Below are 13,076 nucleotides of genomic sequence, written 5' to 3' on the forward strand. Positions count from 1 at the left end.
CCCCCCGGCGTTACTCGGCGAGTCCGAGATCCTTCTTGTAGTCGGCGATGGCGAGTACGGACGCGGACTGTTCTTCGGACTCGGGCTCGTGCAGCTCGATGCGCACCCGGCGTCGGTCGCCCTCGGCGACGAGGAGCCGCTCGAAGGCGCTGTAGATGGTCTGAAGCATTTGGCCGCTGCGCTTCCCCGACTTCTTATAGAAGGAGAGGTCTTCGCACAGCGAGTAGGCGAGGGCCCAGTCGCTCGCCTGGTAGAAGTCGGCCTGGCCGGACTCCTTCAGGGAGTCCCACAGGCGCTTCGCGATCGGGTGCCAGTTGCGGTCACCGTTCGGCACCTTCGTGGGCCGGGCGACACCGCGCGTCACGGACTGGACATCGCTGCCCTTGCGCTCTCGGGGGCGGGCGAGGTCGGCCTCGCGGTTGGGTACGGGGCCGGGCATCAGCTCACCCCCTCGGGTCAAGCAACGAAGACGTACACGTAGCGGCCGAACGAGCCCACGGCGAAGCCGATAGCGGACCGCCAGGGGTGGGCGTTGTTGGTGTAGACGGGTCCGGCATGCAGGGGGAGCCACCTGCGCCAGGACTTCGAGGTCGAACGGAAGGTGCCGGCGTGCAGCCACATCAGAAGGTGCCTCCCGTCAGGAAGTGGATGGAGACCCAGGCGAGGCCGCAGGCCAGGACGGCGCGGCGAAGCCGGGTGGTGCCGTCCGGCACGGTGCCCTTCGCGGTGTGGAACCAGGCCCACACGTGCTCGGACAGAGTGTCGCCGGGCTGGCGCCGGTAGAGGGCCACGCCCTCGATCACGCAGAAGGCGGCGATCCATCCGACCCATGCGGCAGTGAACACTGGCACCCCCTACATCAGGCCCGGATGGGCCTCCGTCCGCTTGAAGCGCTTGTCGATCCGGCGCCGCTTTGCGGCGAGCGCGAGGGCTCCCTCGCGAGAGGACTTGGCCTGGTGATGAAACCCGCAGAGCGCTCGTAGGTTGGTCTCTCGATGGTCATCACCAGGCACGATGTGGTCCACGTCCGTAGCCGGTTCCTCGCAGCGCACCCCGTACTGGTCGCGGTGAGTGCAGCGGTTTCCGTCTCTGCGCAGGACGCGAAGTCGGATCTTCGGCCAGTCCGCCGGCAACCTCTCGCGCCGGTCGGATGAAGCCCAGTTCGGCACTACGCCCCCTTGTCGAGGAGAGCCGCGAACGCGGTCGATGCCTGCTGGGGCACGACGCCGTTGCCGAGGATCTGGAGCTGCTGTCCGCGCGTCAGGCCGGGGACGCCGGTCACATGACCGAGGGGGAGGCCCATGAGCCACTCGACCCACTCGACGGTTACGCGGGGTCCGCCCTTGCGGCCCGGCTCGGTAGGAGGCGGAGCGGCGCGGCCGGTCACTTCCTCCCACTGCCGGATGGCCGGGAGGTACTCACCCCACCAATGAGCGGGGGAGCGCGGACCGTCCATCGCGGATTCCGGCTCGCGGCCTTCGCGGATCGCTTCCGAGTACGGAAGGAGGTAGCACGCCTCGTCATCGAGCGTGGGGCCGTGACCACCAGCTCGGCGTTCGTCAGGATGGCGAGCGCCGCCGTTACTACCCAGGTTCGCGGTCGGAGTCTTCAGGGGTCGCGATACAGAACCAGCGGTCACGGAGGTGAGGGGCTTGAGCTGCGGTAGCTCGTACGCACACCCACCGCGCGCTATACCCGATCTCGGCCAGGTCACCGAGGACGACTTCGAGCCCGCGCGTCCGGATGTTCGAGACGTTCTCCAAGAAGACGAGCTTCGGTCGAATGACGCGAACTGCGTCAAGGACGTTGACCCAGACTCCAGAGCGAGCACCTCGAATTCCAACGCGGCTCCCTGCAATGCTGATGTCCTGGCAGGGGAACCCCGCTGTGATCACGTCGACCAGGCCGACAAGCTCGGCCCAGTGGATCTCTCGGATGTCGCCGAGGTTCGGTGCGTCCGGGTGCCTCTCGGCGAGGACTGCACTCGGGCCCGGCGCGGTCTCAGCGACGTACGCCACGTGTCCGCCGACCAGGGGAGCTACAGCCATGCCCAGGCCGCCGTAACCCGCGCAGAGTTCGAGGATCTTCAAGCAGACCCCCCAGGGCGAAGTACGTACTTACGTACTCCGTCTTCACCAGGTGGCCCCTCCGGGGCCCAGCCTGCAATTCGCATGTGCGCAAGGCGTCTTCATGCTGGCGAGCCCCGCCAGGGGCTCAAGCCTCGCGAGCCTTGCGACTTACGTACTTACACTTATAAGTCGCTAGTTGATCTTGATTCCGGAAAGACGAAAGGCAGTGACGTGCGTCACGCTTCGGCGGCGCCCGAAGGGCGACGGCGGAGAAGTGCAGCGGCGAAGGGGCGATGCCGCCCGGAGGGCGGACAGCATGAAGACGGCAAGCGGCTGTAGCGGCCGTAGGCCGCCCCTGTGTGAAGACGCGAAGACGTACTTCAGCCGGGCGAGCGCCGATAAAGTCGGCGCCATGGACGAGAGCGAGACCATCTTCAGGTATGAGCTGCGTGTGCCGGCGGCAGCCAACGCCGACGAGGGCTGGGAGAAGCCTGCGCACAGTGGTGAGATGACCACCTGGGGCGGCACGGCTCACGATCTCGGCCGCCTGGTCCTCGCCCGCTGGCGCGAGACGTGCCCGGCGAAATACGAGGGCCTTCCCTCTGTCGTCGAGGTGCACAGCGAGAACGGGCGTCACGCGGTGATCGACGACCCGACACCGGTTCACGGGCCGACGCTCGCCCTTGAGTGCGCGATCGAAGAGGCGCAGATGGCCGACCTCGCCCACGACGTGAAGCGCCAGGAGCTTGCCGAGGCAATGCAGGACGCGAGGCGGTTCGACGGCCTGTCCGACCGGAACATCGAGCACCGCGTGCGCCATGTCCTGACCCCGAACGAGGCGCGCGGCATCCTCGGCGACGGCAAGAGCTGACCTCGCCGCGGCCTGCATTCCTGTGCAGTGCCGGCGGAGGCGCTGCAGAACGGTCATAGCGGCGCTGACCTGCGGATACGTGCATCGCGTGGGGGCGCGCGCTAGCGGTCACGTCGACCCTGGAACCGTGGCAGAATCCGAGCTGCTAAGACGGGGCGGCCAGGAAAAGATCGGCGGAAGGGTCATACCCCCACCCCCCTGCCCGAGCCTGACGGAATGGACTCCGAGGACCAGGCCGGCGAATGCGGCGCGAAACGGACAGCATGACATCAGGTCGGGCATCTACGGCCATAAGCGAACATGCATGCACGCATACGCGCATCGATCGCATGTCAGTGCGCATGACCACGTGAGCACGCAGCAACGCACACACAGGGCAGAGAGCGCACAAGGGCACAGGGCAGGGCCAAGCAGAACACACAGCACACACCAGGCCAGAGCGGGCAGGCGCGTACGCGCGTAAAGAGGCTAAGGACTGCGGCCCCCACAGAGGGCGGGCCCAACACGGGGGGTTGTGGTGCGGCCGGTCGGTCGTGTTAAGGTGTGACCACACCACGACGAACGGCCCGGCAACGGGGCGGACGGGTGACACGCAGGACAGGGAAAACCGCAGCTCACGCAAGGGGTTGCGGATCTCCCCGAGAAGCGTGTAAGGTTTGGACCACGCCGAACGGACCGCAAGGTTCGGGAGGGGTAGCGCAACCGGCCACACGGTCCGGGCGGTAGGACAATGGGAGTGCCTACCGCTGACCAGGCCAAACGCGAAACTCCACCAGAAAGCGTGCTAAGATTGGACCACGCCGAACCAGCCCGGTTCGGCGAAAAAAACCGGCTAGTGTAAACTTTGGACTAGTCCACACGGAAGACCGGGTCACATGACCGAGTACGTGTTCAGCGACGCCGACCGCGAGTACGGCAAGCGCGTCGGAGTCAAGAAGTCGGACGGCGACTTCAGGTGCTACCAGTGCATCGACTTCTCGTTCTACGAGCGGGAGGTCACCGAGGGGGACGCGGAGGAGAGGTGCACCTACTGTGCCGGCTTCGTCTTCATCGCTCCCCAGGTGATCGCCCAGATGGAGGCCCCGAAGCCGGTCCGTCCGGTCAACCTCGCCAAGCGCGAGGTCCAGCGGTTCGACCTGCTGACCATCGCCTACAACCTCGGCCGTCGCGTCGAAGAGGTGTCGTACGCCTACGACAAGGCCCGTCAGCGGATCGCGGAGCTGGAAGCTCAGCTCGCCGAGCGCGAGACCGTCGATCTCTAAGCACCGCATGTAAATTTTGTACCGGCCGCCCCTGCTCAGACAGGGAGTGGGAGGGGCGGCCCCTCTCTCGAATGCGAGGACACATGTCTGCGATCGTCGCCCCCTCCGAAGCCTGCTGGTACCTGATGCTGATCGTCGAGGACGCCGAAGGCGAGACGACGTACATCGATCACTACCTCGACGACGAGCCCGACGACGTGTGGGAGTTCATCCCCGAGGGCTGGGACCTGCTCGAAGACGAGTCCCAGGAGATCATCCGAGGCGCGCATGACTGCGAGTGCTGCGGGATGCACATCATGAACGCCCACGAGTGCGAAGCCTGCCGCAACGAAGACTGCGACCCTGCCAACTCGTGGCACTGCTTCACCGGGTACTGCGACGGCTCCGGGTGCGCCTTCGAGGGCGAGTGCGAGCCGAACCACGAGGTCCGGGTCTGGCGTGAGAACGGCGACCTGGTGGGCCTGTGGGAGGTCGAGGCCCAGGCGACAGGCCGAGTCCTGGTGACGCAGCGCGAGGGATACGAGCGCGACGCCGAGGCCCGCTTCACCTCGCTGTGGTCTGCCTGGCAGTACGCCCAGGGCTGCGCCGAGATGCACGCACAGATGCTCCGCGAGGAGTGCGCCGAGGCGGGTTACTGCGAGGGCGACGACTGCGGCGTGATCCACCCGCACGGGATCTCTGTCCAGGAGGTCACGACGAACAGCGACCTGCGCCGGGCCTAACCCCTCGACTGCCGCCCCTCCCTGACTCCCCTCTCGGGGAGGGGCGGCCACCACAGCGCAAAGGCGAAACGCCCTCCGGGCGTCAGCGACAGGCGGGCCCTGTCCTCTGAACGAGCCATCCAGCGCCGTCAGTTCACACCTCCAGCCGTGAGGATCACATGAGCACCCTTCCCGAAGCGATCAAGGCTGCCGCCGGCATGGTGGACCAGCACCGCGGAGTGGTCTGTCTCGCCCTGTCGACCGACAGCGAGGAGCTGCGTCTCGCCGCCCTGAAGTTCCGCAGCCGCTCGATTCACAACCTGGCCAACGAGCGCGACGACGAGTCGGGCCTCGCCGGTCACATCGCTACCGCACTGGCGAACTTCGCCAACACCCCGGCCCACTGGGTCGAGCACCACTGGCAGGCGATCTTGGCCGCCGTGGTCCGCCGTGAGGCCGCAGACCTCGCCCACCGACAGTCGATCTTGAAGTGGCTGGGCGGATACGAGGGCCCGACCGATGCGCCGGTCTTCAAGGTCCAGTCCTGGCAGTACAAGGCGGCCGGACAGCGTGCCGAAGCGCTCGCCGAGGTCAAGACCGCGCTCACCGCCGTACGCGACGCCTCCCGCGTCGCCACCGCCTGACCCTCTCCCCTCACACGAAAGCGAGTCCCAACATGATCAAGCCCGACGACCAGATCGCCTTCTTCGCCCCCGACTGCGGCGCGCTGTCCCTCCTCGTCCGGATCGGTGACGTGGTGATCGCGGGGTTCTTCGAGCCGCTCGAAGTCCTCCCCACCGCCCAGGCGGTCATGTCCTTCGACCTCCCGACGTACGAGGAGCGCGAGGCCGCAGCGAAGGCCCGAATCGACGAGGCCGCCATCGGCCACATCCTCGACGGCTGGGACCTGATCTCCGCCTGACACCCCGCACATCGGCCGCCCCTTCCCACACAGGGAGAGGGCAGGGGCGGCCACCCCTACCGCGAAAGCGAGGACACATGATCACGGCCCGTAAGGTCGACCCGCAAGTCTGGATCGGCTGCCTGGCCTGCTACAACGCCGGGCGCCTGGTGGGGGATTGGTACTCCGCCGACACGGCCGATCTGGTCACCCCGGCCGACCTGCACAAGCGGGAGACCTCCCACGAGGAACTGTGGGTGATGGACCACGAGGGGTTCTGCGGCGCACTCGACGGTGAGTGCTCGCCGTCCGAAGCGGCCGAGATCGCCGAGGTGCTGTCGGAGCTGAGCGAGGACGAGGCCGGAGCGTTCGCCTGCTGGGTCGAGGTGTTCGGCGGGCAGTCTGACCGCGCCCACTGGGTCGACAAGTTCCGCGACGCCTACCGGGGCTTCTACGACGACGAGGCGACCTACGCCCAGGAGTGGGCCGAGATGACCTCTTCGGACGAGGACAAGGAGCGCATGACGCGCTGGCCCTTCAACGAGATCGACTGGACGAGGGCGGCCGAGGAGCTGTTCAGCGGCGGTCTGCACGCCGAAGAGGTGCTCGGCGGAATCCACGTCTTCTGGTCCGACTGACCCGGCCTCTTTCTCACAGCCCGCAATGTAAACATGGGACCACAGAGGGATATGCGCATGATGCCGTCCATCCGGAACGCCGAGTCGATCGCGTTCAGCCGGATCAAGCTCCTCGTCGCCGACGTGCTGAAGGCCGCGCGAGAGGTCACTCGACGAGACGACGCCCCCGACACCCAGGAGGCGTACGCGCTCCTGAACCTCGCCCAGACCGCCGAGAGCCTGGCCCTCTCATTGCCGGTCGAGATGCTCCCCGACGAGGAGTGGCGCTACGTCAGCGACGCCGAGTACGCGGCCTGCGACGAGCTGCTCGCGATCCTCGCGGACCTCCCGAAGGACTGACCCCACGCAAGCGGCCCCTCCTCACAGGGAGCGAGGAGGGGCCACCCCGAAAGGCTACCAATGATCACGATCATCTGTGCCGAGTGCAGCAAGGCCCCGTTCGGGGTGACGGTCTCCGGTCTCTTCCGCTGCGACCACTGCGCCTCCGAGATCACCACCCGCGATCTGGTCCTCGACCCCGGCGAGGTCTGGGCCGTCGACTCCGCCGGCACCCTCGGCTACCTCCCCGCCCCCGACCACTCCTGAACCCGAGGACACCCCCGTGAAGAACCTCCGCGACCACATCGACCTGACCGCCGAGAAGGCGCAGATCGACGCCGACATGAAGTACGCCGTGACCTTGGACTTCGGCCCGTACCTCGGCTACCTCGCCCACTACGGCCAGACCCTCGCCGCCATGGCAGGGGAGTACCGACAGCACGAGATCGCCCGCCGAATCCTCACCGAGTACGCCGACGAGGCCCTCGACCGCGCCAACGGCAACTGACCTCCCCAACTCCACTGAAAGGCAGGGCACATGACCGCCCCGTTCCTCTCCTCCTTCCTGCGCCCCAACCCGCGCAACCTGGAAAGCCTCCAAGCGGCCTGGGCCCGGATGCTCGAACTCGGCTACACCACCCGCGCCGAGCCGGTCGACGAGCCCGAGGGGTGCACCCGCACCCGATGCGCTGGAGTCCACGAGGGCTACCCCGGCAGTGAACACCGATGGGCCCTGCACTGCCTGCTGTGCTCCGTCGACATCGAGGTCTTCTACAGCCACATGCGGGAGCGCAAGGGCAAGAACCCGGCCCCGCCCCGCCGTCACAAGGGCTGCAAGTTCTCTGGCCCCAGCAGGGCCCAGGCCCGCGCCGCCCGGTACGCCGAACTCGGCCTCGCCCTCCCCGCCTGGGACGCCGACGCCCACACCGCCTGACCAACCCTCCTGAAGGAGAGCAACATGTCCGACGTACTCGCCACCACCGACGACGGCCGCTTCCGCGTGCGCCTGGTCCTCGACGAGCACCCCGAGAACCCCCGCAACGACGACGAGAACCTCGTCCACGTCATCACGATCGACACTCACCTCGGGCAGTACCACCCCGTCGACAAGGACGGCGGCCCCCTCGCCGAGGCGTGGGAGCGCCTGAAGTGGAACCGCTGGCAGGGCGTGGACATCTTCACCCGCTACGTCTCGATCATGCACGGCGGGATCGTGCTGGAGTCCAGCCCGGAGCGGGGCCCGCGCTCCCTCTGGTACATGACCGGCGAGGAGATCCTCGACCTCGACAACGGGCTCCTTAGCGAGGGGTACATCGAGGCCGAGATGCAGGAGTACGAGGCATGGGCCACGGGTGACGTGTGGGGCTTCGTGGTCGAGGAGCGCGTCGGCTGGACCCGCGACGACGACCCCGACGAGTCCATGGAGACCTGGGAGACCGTCGACTCCTGCTTCGGCTTCTACGGCAAGCCGTACGCCCGGAGCCAGGCCCGCGAGGCGCTCGCCTTCTATGCCGGGCGATCCGCCGCCAATCTCGCCGCCTGACCACCCACCCAGCATCAAGGCCGCCCCGTCCACACAGGGAGAGGGCAGGGCGGCCACCTCACAGAGAGCAGAGAGACCATGAGCGAGACCGAGTTCGAGTACGCCGGACACGTCGGCCTGTCCTTCGGGACCGTCTACTTCGAGCGCCTGGCCGTCGAGCCCAACGACAAGCCGTGGGCCACCACCGACCGGCCCTGGGTGACCGCCTACCGCGTGACTGGCCCCCGAATCCGCGGGACGGTCCGGATCATGCCGAAGTACGACGAGCCGCTCGTCACCTGGCACACCAACGGCCCGAATGAGAACGCCTGGGAGTTCCTCCCGTCCGGCTTCTACGTCGGGTACGGCCGGGCCCACTACGCGGACTGCGAGGGCGACCTCGAAGTGTGGGGGTCGACCCTGGCCGAAGGTGTGCACATCTACACCAAGCGCGAGATGGACTGGAACTTCTCGGTGCGCCGCAGGGAAGGCGGCATCGACGACTACCCGGCCCCGAGGGGAACGCGCGACAAGACGCGCGAGCTGATCAAGGCCCTGGTCGAGTTGCACCAGGAGGACGCCGCGCTCGTCCACGAGAAGGCCGTCTCGCTCGCCCGCGAGAAGCGCGCCAAGCGCACGGCCGCGCTCCGTGAGGAGTACCGCGAGGTCGACCGGATGCTCCGCGAACTCCAGGGCCGTCACGCCGAACTTCAGTTGCGCCGCAGCCTCATGGAAGGCGAGTGGTCCTTCGAGACCGCCATCGACGAGGCGGCCCCGGCCGCCGACGTACAGACCGCCTGACCGACCCAACCGAAGGAGCCAGACAGATGAACGCCCCCCTGATCGGACTTGCCGGCGCCGCGCGCTCGGGCAAGGACACCGCAGCTCAGGCCCTCCTCGACATGGGCTGGACTCGCCGGGCCTTCGCGGACAAGGTGCGCGAGGTGCTGTACGCCCTCGACCCGGTACTGATCGAGCCCATCTACAAGGAGGGGACCACCACCCTTCGGTACGAGGTCGACACCTACGGCTGGGAGGACGTGAAGGACATGTACCCCGTCGTGCGCGGCTATCAGCAGCGACTCGGCACCGAGGGCGGCCGGACGGCTCTCGGCGAGGACGTGTGGGTTGACGCCCTGCTCCGAGACTTCGCGACCTGGGGCCCGACCGTCATCACGGACGTACGCTTCCCCAACGAGGCCGACGCCATCCGGGCCCGTGGTGGTCTCGTCGTCGCCATCCAGCGGCCCGGCCAGACGCTCATCCGCGAAGCCGACCACGTCAGCGAGAACGCGCTCGCCGGGTACCTGTTCGACGACGTGATCCTCAACGACGGCCCCGTATCCCAGCTCCACGACCGTGTGAGGCAGCTCATCCCGCTCACGGTGTAAATATGGGACCGCAGTGTTAAGGTTGGTCCATGCGATTGACCCCCCGAAAGGAAGAGGTCGAGGCGATTAAGGCGCTCCTGGAGGACCCCACCTTCGAGAGCGCCGACCAGATGGCGAAGGCCGTCTACAAGGAAGCCGCCGACCTCATCCAGATGCGCAACACCCTGGCCCTCGTCCACACCTGGGCGGACGGTCACCGCGGCCTGAATTTTGGCCCCTTCGGCAGCGAGGCGGAGATCAAGACCTTCGCCTCGAAGATGGCCTTCGGAGGCACGGGCCGCCTCGTCCAACTCCACAGCCCCGGCGTGATGTTGGCCAACGTGGACGGCAAGAAGGGGTGGAAGGGCTACTGCTTCCACCCCGAATGCGGCCACGCCCCCTTCGCTCACTCCGCAGCAGGCGCCGGCAGAGGCGCCTGCCAGCTACCCACCTGCCCGTGCGACAAGTTCCGGGCGAAATGACTCCAGAACGGATGCCACCATGACTGACGCCCTCCGCACCCCCCAGATGACCGACGCCGAGATCGACGAGCTGCGAGCCCTCCGCGAGGGATACCACGTCACCGACGCCTTCCTCGTCCGCCTCGCCACCCACTTCGTGCAGGCCGAGATCGACGGCGTACTCAACCCGGCCCGCCACCTCGCCGACTACCTCGGGGTCCAGCGTCAGACCGTCCTCACCTACATGCGCATGGCCCGCCGTAAGGGCTTCGTCGCGAAGAACCGTCCCTGACCCGCCGAAGGAGAACCCTCATGAAGACCGTCGACTTCCACCTCTGCGACTGCTCCGACAAGCGGGCCTTCCCCGACAAGCGCTCTGCCGAGAAGGCTCTCGGCCGCGCCCAGGCCAAGCGCGACCGTCAGGCCCAGGGCATCCGAGGTCGCGGCCCCATCAACCGCGAGAACCGCGTCTACGAGTGCGAGTTCGGCATGTGGCACCTGACGAAGCAGTCCCGCCGCTCGTACGAGGACTACGCCGCCAACTACGCGGCCTGAATGTAAACTTTGTACCGAAGGAAGATGGCCGTGACCAGTCTCCAGCTCCGCTCCGACATGACCGTGCAGCTTGTCGACCACAACCTCTCGGACAAGGCCGTCGTACGAGCCGCCCGCGTCTCCACGGTCGGCCAGACCCACGAGCGCACCGAGGAGAACACCAACCGCGACAAGGGCCTGATCGGCTACCTCATGCGCGAGCGGCACGGGAGCCCCTTCGAGCACGGCAGCCTGACCCTGTACGTCGAGGCTCCGATCTTCGTCTTCCGCGAGTGGCAGCGTCACCGCATCGCCTCGTACAACGAGGAGTCCGCCCGCTACCGCGAGCTGCGGCCCTCCTTCTACCTCCCGGCTGTCGACCGCAACCTCGTCCAGGTTGGCAAGGCGGGGGCGTACAGGTTCGAGCCCGGCACAGCCGAACAGCTCGCCGTGGTGGACGGCGCTCTCGTCACCGCCTACGAGACCGCCTACGAGGCGTACGAGCGCATGCTGTCTGCCGGCGTCGCCCGCGAGATCGCCCGCGCCGCCCTGCCTGTCGGCATCTACAGCTCGATGTACGTCACCATGAATCCGCGGGGCTTGATGAACTTCCTCAGCCTCCGCACACACCGCGAGGACGCCGCCTTCGTCTCCAACCCTCAGCGCGAGATCGAGATGTGCGCCGAGAAGGCCGAGCGAATCTTCGCTGAGCTGATGCCCGTCACGCACGTGGCCTTCGAGGCGAATGGGCGAGTCGCCCCGTGACCACCGAGGAGTGGATCGCCCGTGAACTCGCCAAGGCGCCCGCCCCCAAGCCCGAGGACATCGAGTGGGTGCGCCAGCGCTTCAGGCTCGAAGCCGACGACTGACGCACCCCCCGCTCACTTCTTCCAGAAGATCTCGATCAGGTCCGGCCGGAAGGCGTGGTTACCCCCTCGCGGCTGCTTCTTGATCACCACGGCCTCGATGAACCGCTGAATCACAGCGCGCTTCATCGGGGCCGTATACGTCTCCCACTCGCGGATGATCCGCTCAGCGGCCGAGGCGCCCGTCTGCGGACCCATGGCGTTCAGGCCCGCCACCTTCACGGACAGCTCGTCCCGCTTGCCTTCGAGGCGCTTGATCTCGCGCACGAACTCGCCGAGCGGGAACTCGCCCGCCTCGCGGAGCTGCCGGGCCTCGATCATGTCTGCCTCGACCTGGGCCAGTTCCGCGCGGGCCTTGATCAGCTCGGGGTCGTCTTCGGCCTGCCCAGGTCGCGAGTCCTTCGCAAGGTTGGCCAGGTGAGCCAAGAGCACGCGCTCGACGTGCTCCTCGACCGGCGGCCCGGACCGCGAGACGCTCCCGCACCCTCCCTCGGGCTTCCGGCACAGGTAGAAGTACACGTACCTCTCGTAGCTCACGGTGCCCCGCGTGTAGATCGCGGAGTTCAGCCCCCGGCCACACTCGCCGCACCGTGCGATGCCGGTCAACATGCGCTTCGAGACGGTCGACCCCTTCTTGCGGCCCCGCCCCTCAGTCTTGCGCGCCTTCAGTACGTCCCGCACGGCCCGCCACTCGTCAGGGGTGCAGATCGGCTCCCACGACCCGATGATCGGCGTCCCGTCCGTGCGCTCAAGCAGGAACTCGGCCAGGTCGACCCTCCCGCGCCGCTCGCGCTCTTGCTGCGGCACGTAGGCCCGGTAACCGCACAGGCGAGGGTTCGTGACGATGTAGCCAACGCTCGTGAACGAGATCGAGTTGCCGGCGGGAGTCTGCGGGCTGACGACACCCAGCTCCACCCACTCGGCATGCACCTCCGACAGGAGCTTCCCGTTCAGGATGTCCCGGTGAGCCTTCCGGATCAGCTCGGCCTCGAACGGCTCGGTCTTCTCCCCGCCGGTCTGCCAGCCGAAGGGCCGCTGGCCCCTGTGAGGCTTCCCCTGCATCGCCTCGGCCTTCTTCTGCCGGGCCACTCGCCGGGCCGCATCCGCCGAGAACTTGTTCGCGATCATCACGTACAGCCGGGCATTGAACCGGCCGTCATCAGTCGCGAGGTCGTAGTCACCGGCGGTCGTCGCGAACACCATCGGACGGCGGGCCGTCGCGTAGATGTCGATGAGCTGCTCCAGCTCGCGCGGCTGCCTGGTGATGCGGTCGATGTTGTAGGCCGCGACACCCGAGATGACCGCCGTCTCCAGGTCGCTCACGAGTTCCTGGAAGTCCGGCCGGACAACCCTCCGCTTGAAGGCGGACAGATCGTTGTCCACGTACATCCGGTGCAAGGTCAGATCGCGGACCCGTACGAGGTCGTGCACGTCGTCCTTCTGGCGGGTGACGCCTTCCTCGCCGTCTCGGCCGTCGCCGAGTTCTCCTACGTCGCTGATGCGCGCGTAGCCGCCGACTACTATCCCCATGTGGACTCTCTCGTTCCGGTTCAGGGGTCAGGG

23 protein-coding genes are annotated in these 13,076 nt (G+C 67.3%); 17 read left to right on the forward strand and 6 right to left on the reverse strand.

Features of this window, described 5'->3' with window-relative positions; genetic code table 11:
* Positions 1-10: 10 nt before the first annotated feature.
* The 5 genes from ACZ5VD_RS01115 to ACZ5VD_RS01135 form a co-directional block, all read right to left on the reverse strand.
* On the reverse strand, positions 11-439 hold the full coding sequence (locus tag ACZ5VD_RS01115) for a phage terminase small subunit (RefSeq protein WP_468679951.1): 429 nt from the start codon (positions 437-439) through the stop codon (positions 11-13).
* A gap of 17 nt (positions 440-456) precedes the next feature.
* Entirely contained in the window at positions 457-621 is a 165-nt protein-coding gene (locus ACZ5VD_RS01120) for a hypothetical protein (protein ID WP_468679953.1), read from the reverse strand.
* Positions 621-845, reverse strand: a complete 225-nt coding sequence (locus tag ACZ5VD_RS01125) for a hypothetical protein (RefSeq protein WP_468679955.1) — start codon at positions 843-845, stop codon at positions 621-623. Before ACZ5VD_RS01125 ends, ACZ5VD_RS01120 begins: the two co-directional genes overlap by 1 nt.
* 323 nt (positions 846-1,168) lie before the next feature.
* Positions 1,169-1,456 carry a hypothetical protein gene (locus ACZ5VD_RS01130; RefSeq protein ID WP_468679957.1) on the reverse strand — a complete coding sequence of 96 codons (288 nt, stop codon included), beginning with the start codon at positions 1,454-1,456 and terminating at the stop codon, positions 1,169-1,171.
* Positions 1,457-1,583: 127 nt separating this feature from the next.
* A complete protein-coding gene (locus ACZ5VD_RS01135) occupies positions 1,584-2,090 on the reverse strand; it encodes a DNA cytosine methyltransferase (RefSeq protein ID WP_468679959.1) in 507 nt (168 codons plus the stop codon).
* 391 nt (positions 2,091-2,481) lie between these two features.
* Here ACZ5VD_RS01135 and ACZ5VD_RS01140 point away from each other — a divergent pair, with 391 nt between their 5' ends.
* From ACZ5VD_RS01140 to thyX, 17 genes are all read left to right on the forward strand, one after another.
* Positions 2,482-2,940 carry a hypothetical protein gene (locus ACZ5VD_RS01140; protein ID WP_468679964.1) on the forward strand — a complete coding sequence of 153 codons (459 nt, stop codon included), beginning with the start codon at positions 2,482-2,484 and terminating at the stop codon, positions 2,938-2,940.
* Positions 2,941-3,815: 875 nt separating this feature from the next.
* The gene (locus tag ACZ5VD_RS01145; protein WP_468679966.1) at positions 3,816-4,202 is read left to right on the forward strand and encodes a hypothetical protein; all 387 of its coding nucleotides are present in this window, start codon (positions 3,816-3,818) and stop codon (positions 4,200-4,202) included.
* A gap of 83 nt (positions 4,203-4,285) precedes the next feature.
* Positions 4,286-4,924, forward strand: a complete 639-nt coding sequence (locus tag ACZ5VD_RS01150; protein WP_468679968.1) for a hypothetical protein — start codon at positions 4,286-4,288, stop codon at positions 4,922-4,924.
* A gap of 158 nt (positions 4,925-5,082) precedes the next feature.
* Entirely contained in the window at positions 5,083-5,547 is a 465-nt protein-coding gene (locus tag ACZ5VD_RS01155) for a hypothetical protein (protein ID WP_468679971.1), read from the forward strand.
* Positions 5,548-5,579: 32 nt separating this feature from the next.
* Positions 5,580-5,825, forward strand: coding sequence for a hypothetical protein (locus ACZ5VD_RS01160; protein WP_468679973.1), 246 nt, complete (start codon positions 5,580-5,582; stop codon positions 5,823-5,825).
* 77 nt (positions 5,826-5,902) lie between these two features.
* The gene (locus ACZ5VD_RS01165) at positions 5,903-6,442 is read left to right on the forward strand and encodes an antirestriction protein ArdA (protein ID WP_468679976.1); all 540 of its coding nucleotides are present in this window, start codon (positions 5,903-5,905) and stop codon (positions 6,440-6,442) included.
* A gap of 57 nt (positions 6,443-6,499) precedes the next feature.
* Complete coding sequence (locus tag ACZ5VD_RS01170) at positions 6,500-6,781, forward strand: hypothetical protein (protein ID WP_468679980.1); 282 nt, start codon at positions 6,500-6,502, stop codon at positions 6,779-6,781.
* A 60-nt stretch (positions 6,782-6,841) separates the two neighbouring features.
* Positions 6,842-7,027, forward strand: coding sequence for a hypothetical protein (locus tag ACZ5VD_RS01175; protein WP_468679983.1), 186 nt, complete (start codon positions 6,842-6,844; stop codon positions 7,025-7,027).
* A gap of 16 nt (positions 7,028-7,043) precedes the next feature.
* The gene (locus ACZ5VD_RS01180) at positions 7,044-7,268 is read left to right on the forward strand and encodes a hypothetical protein (RefSeq protein ID WP_468679985.1); all 225 of its coding nucleotides are present in this window, start codon (positions 7,044-7,046) and stop codon (positions 7,266-7,268) included.
* A gap of 30 nt (positions 7,269-7,298) precedes the next feature.
* Positions 7,299-7,694 carry a hypothetical protein gene (locus tag ACZ5VD_RS01185; protein WP_468679987.1) on the forward strand — a complete coding sequence of 132 codons (396 nt, stop codon included), beginning with the start codon at positions 7,299-7,301 and terminating at the stop codon, positions 7,692-7,694.
* Positions 7,695-7,718: 24 nt separating this feature from the next.
* The gene (locus ACZ5VD_RS01190) at positions 7,719-8,303 is read left to right on the forward strand and encodes a hypothetical protein (protein WP_468679989.1); all 585 of its coding nucleotides are present in this window, start codon (positions 7,719-7,721) and stop codon (positions 8,301-8,303) included.
* 78 nt (positions 8,304-8,381) lie between these two features.
* Complete coding sequence (locus tag ACZ5VD_RS01195; RefSeq protein WP_468679990.1) at positions 8,382-9,083, forward strand: hypothetical protein; 702 nt, start codon at positions 8,382-8,384, stop codon at positions 9,081-9,083.
* A 26-nt stretch (positions 9,084-9,109) separates the two neighbouring features.
* Entirely contained in the window at positions 9,110-9,673 is a 564-nt protein-coding gene (locus ACZ5VD_RS01200) for a deoxynucleotide monophosphate kinase family protein (protein ID WP_468679992.1), read from the forward strand.
* Between the two features lie 29 nt (positions 9,674-9,702).
* A complete protein-coding gene (locus ACZ5VD_RS01205; protein ID WP_468679994.1) occupies positions 9,703-10,134 on the forward strand; it encodes a hypothetical protein in 432 nt (143 codons plus the stop codon).
* Between the two features lie 19 nt (positions 10,135-10,153).
* Positions 10,154-10,405, forward strand: coding sequence for a hypothetical protein (locus ACZ5VD_RS01210; RefSeq protein WP_468679997.1), 252 nt, complete (start codon positions 10,154-10,156; stop codon positions 10,403-10,405).
* A gap of 20 nt (positions 10,406-10,425) precedes the next feature.
* Positions 10,426-10,668, forward strand: coding sequence for a hypothetical protein (locus ACZ5VD_RS01215; RefSeq protein ID WP_468680000.1), 243 nt, complete (start codon positions 10,426-10,428; stop codon positions 10,666-10,668).
* 24 nt (positions 10,669-10,692) lie between these two features.
* Positions 10,693-11,412, forward strand: a complete 720-nt coding sequence (thyX, locus tag ACZ5VD_RS01220; protein WP_468680003.1) for an FAD-dependent thymidylate synthase — start codon at positions 10,693-10,695, stop codon at positions 11,410-11,412.
* A 116-nt stretch (positions 11,413-11,528) separates the two neighbouring features.
* On the opposite strand, the gene ACZ5VD_RS01225 is transcribed toward thyX, so the two are convergent.
* Positions 11,529-13,043, reverse strand: coding sequence for a recombinase family protein (locus ACZ5VD_RS01225; RefSeq protein WP_468680005.1), 1,515 nt, complete (start codon positions 13,041-13,043; stop codon positions 11,529-11,531).
* Between the last annotated feature and the right edge of the window lie 33 nt (positions 13,044-13,076).

The organism is Streptomyces sp. NPDC032822, from assembly GCF_055578825.1.

Excerpts from the sequence above, each read along its gene's own strand:
- ACZ5VD_RS01190 (WP_468679989.1), top strand. The coding sequence starts at position 7,719 with ATGTCCGACGTACTCGCCACCACCGACGACGGCCGCTTCCGCGTGCGC.
- ACZ5VD_RS01185 (WP_468679987.1), top strand. The coding sequence starts at position 7,299 with ATGACCGCCCCGTTCCTCTCCTCCTTCCTGCGCCCCAACCCGCGCAAC.
- ACZ5VD_RS01165 (WP_468679976.1), top strand. The coding sequence starts at position 5,903 with ATGATCACGGCCCGTAAGGTCGACCCGCAAGTCTGGATCGGCTGCCTG.
- ACZ5VD_RS01140 (WP_468679964.1), top strand. The coding sequence starts at position 2,482 with ATGGACGAGAGCGAGACCATCTTCAGGTATGAGCTGCGTGTGCCGGCG.
- thyX (WP_468680003.1), top strand. The coding sequence starts at position 10,693 with ATGGCCGTGACCAGTCTCCAGCTCCGCTCCGACATGACCGTGCAGCTT.
- ACZ5VD_RS01215 (WP_468680000.1), top strand. The coding sequence starts at position 10,426 with ATGAAGACCGTCGACTTCCACCTCTGCGACTGCTCCGACAAGCGGGCC.
- ACZ5VD_RS01170 (WP_468679980.1), top strand. The coding sequence starts at position 6,500 with ATGATGCCGTCCATCCGGAACGCCGAGTCGATCGCGTTCAGCCGGATC.
- ACZ5VD_RS01115 (WP_468679951.1), bottom strand. The coding sequence starts at position 439 with ATGCCCGGCCCCGTACCCAACCGCGAGGCCGACCTCGCCCGCCCCCGA.
- ACZ5VD_RS01175 (WP_468679983.1), top strand. The coding sequence starts at position 6,842 with ATGATCACGATCATCTGTGCCGAGTGCAGCAAGGCCCCGTTCGGGGTG.
- ACZ5VD_RS01145 (WP_468679966.1), top strand. The coding sequence starts at position 3,816 with ATGACCGAGTACGTGTTCAGCGACGCCGACCGCGAGTACGGCAAGCGC.
- ACZ5VD_RS01130 (WP_468679957.1), bottom strand. The coding sequence starts at position 1,456 with ATGGACGGTCCGCGCTCCCCCGCTCATTGGTGGGGTGAGTACCTCCCG.
- ACZ5VD_RS01200 (WP_468679992.1), top strand. The coding sequence starts at position 9,110 with ATGAACGCCCCCCTGATCGGACTTGCCGGCGCCGCGCGCTCGGGCAAG.
- ACZ5VD_RS01160 (WP_468679973.1), top strand. The coding sequence starts at position 5,580 with ATGATCAAGCCCGACGACCAGATCGCCTTCTTCGCCCCCGACTGCGGC.
- ACZ5VD_RS01195 (WP_468679990.1), top strand. The coding sequence starts at position 8,382 with ATGAGCGAGACCGAGTTCGAGTACGCCGGACACGTCGGCCTGTCCTTC.
- ACZ5VD_RS01225 (WP_468680005.1), bottom strand. The coding sequence starts at position 13,043 with ATGGGGATAGTAGTCGGCGGCTACGCGCGCATCAGCGACGTAGGAGAA.
- ACZ5VD_RS01210 (WP_468679997.1), top strand. The coding sequence starts at position 10,154 with ATGACTGACGCCCTCCGCACCCCCCAGATGACCGACGCCGAGATCGAC.
- ACZ5VD_RS01120 (WP_468679953.1), bottom strand. The coding sequence starts at position 621 with ATGTGGCTGCACGCCGGCACCTTCCGTTCGACCTCGAAGTCCTGGCGC.
- ACZ5VD_RS01155 (WP_468679971.1), top strand. The coding sequence starts at position 5,083 with ATGAGCACCCTTCCCGAAGCGATCAAGGCTGCCGCCGGCATGGTGGAC.
- ACZ5VD_RS01150 (WP_468679968.1), top strand. The coding sequence starts at position 4,286 with ATGTCTGCGATCGTCGCCCCCTCCGAAGCCTGCTGGTACCTGATGCTG.
- ACZ5VD_RS01205 (WP_468679994.1), top strand. The coding sequence starts at position 9,703 with ATGCGATTGACCCCCCGAAAGGAAGAGGTCGAGGCGATTAAGGCGCTC.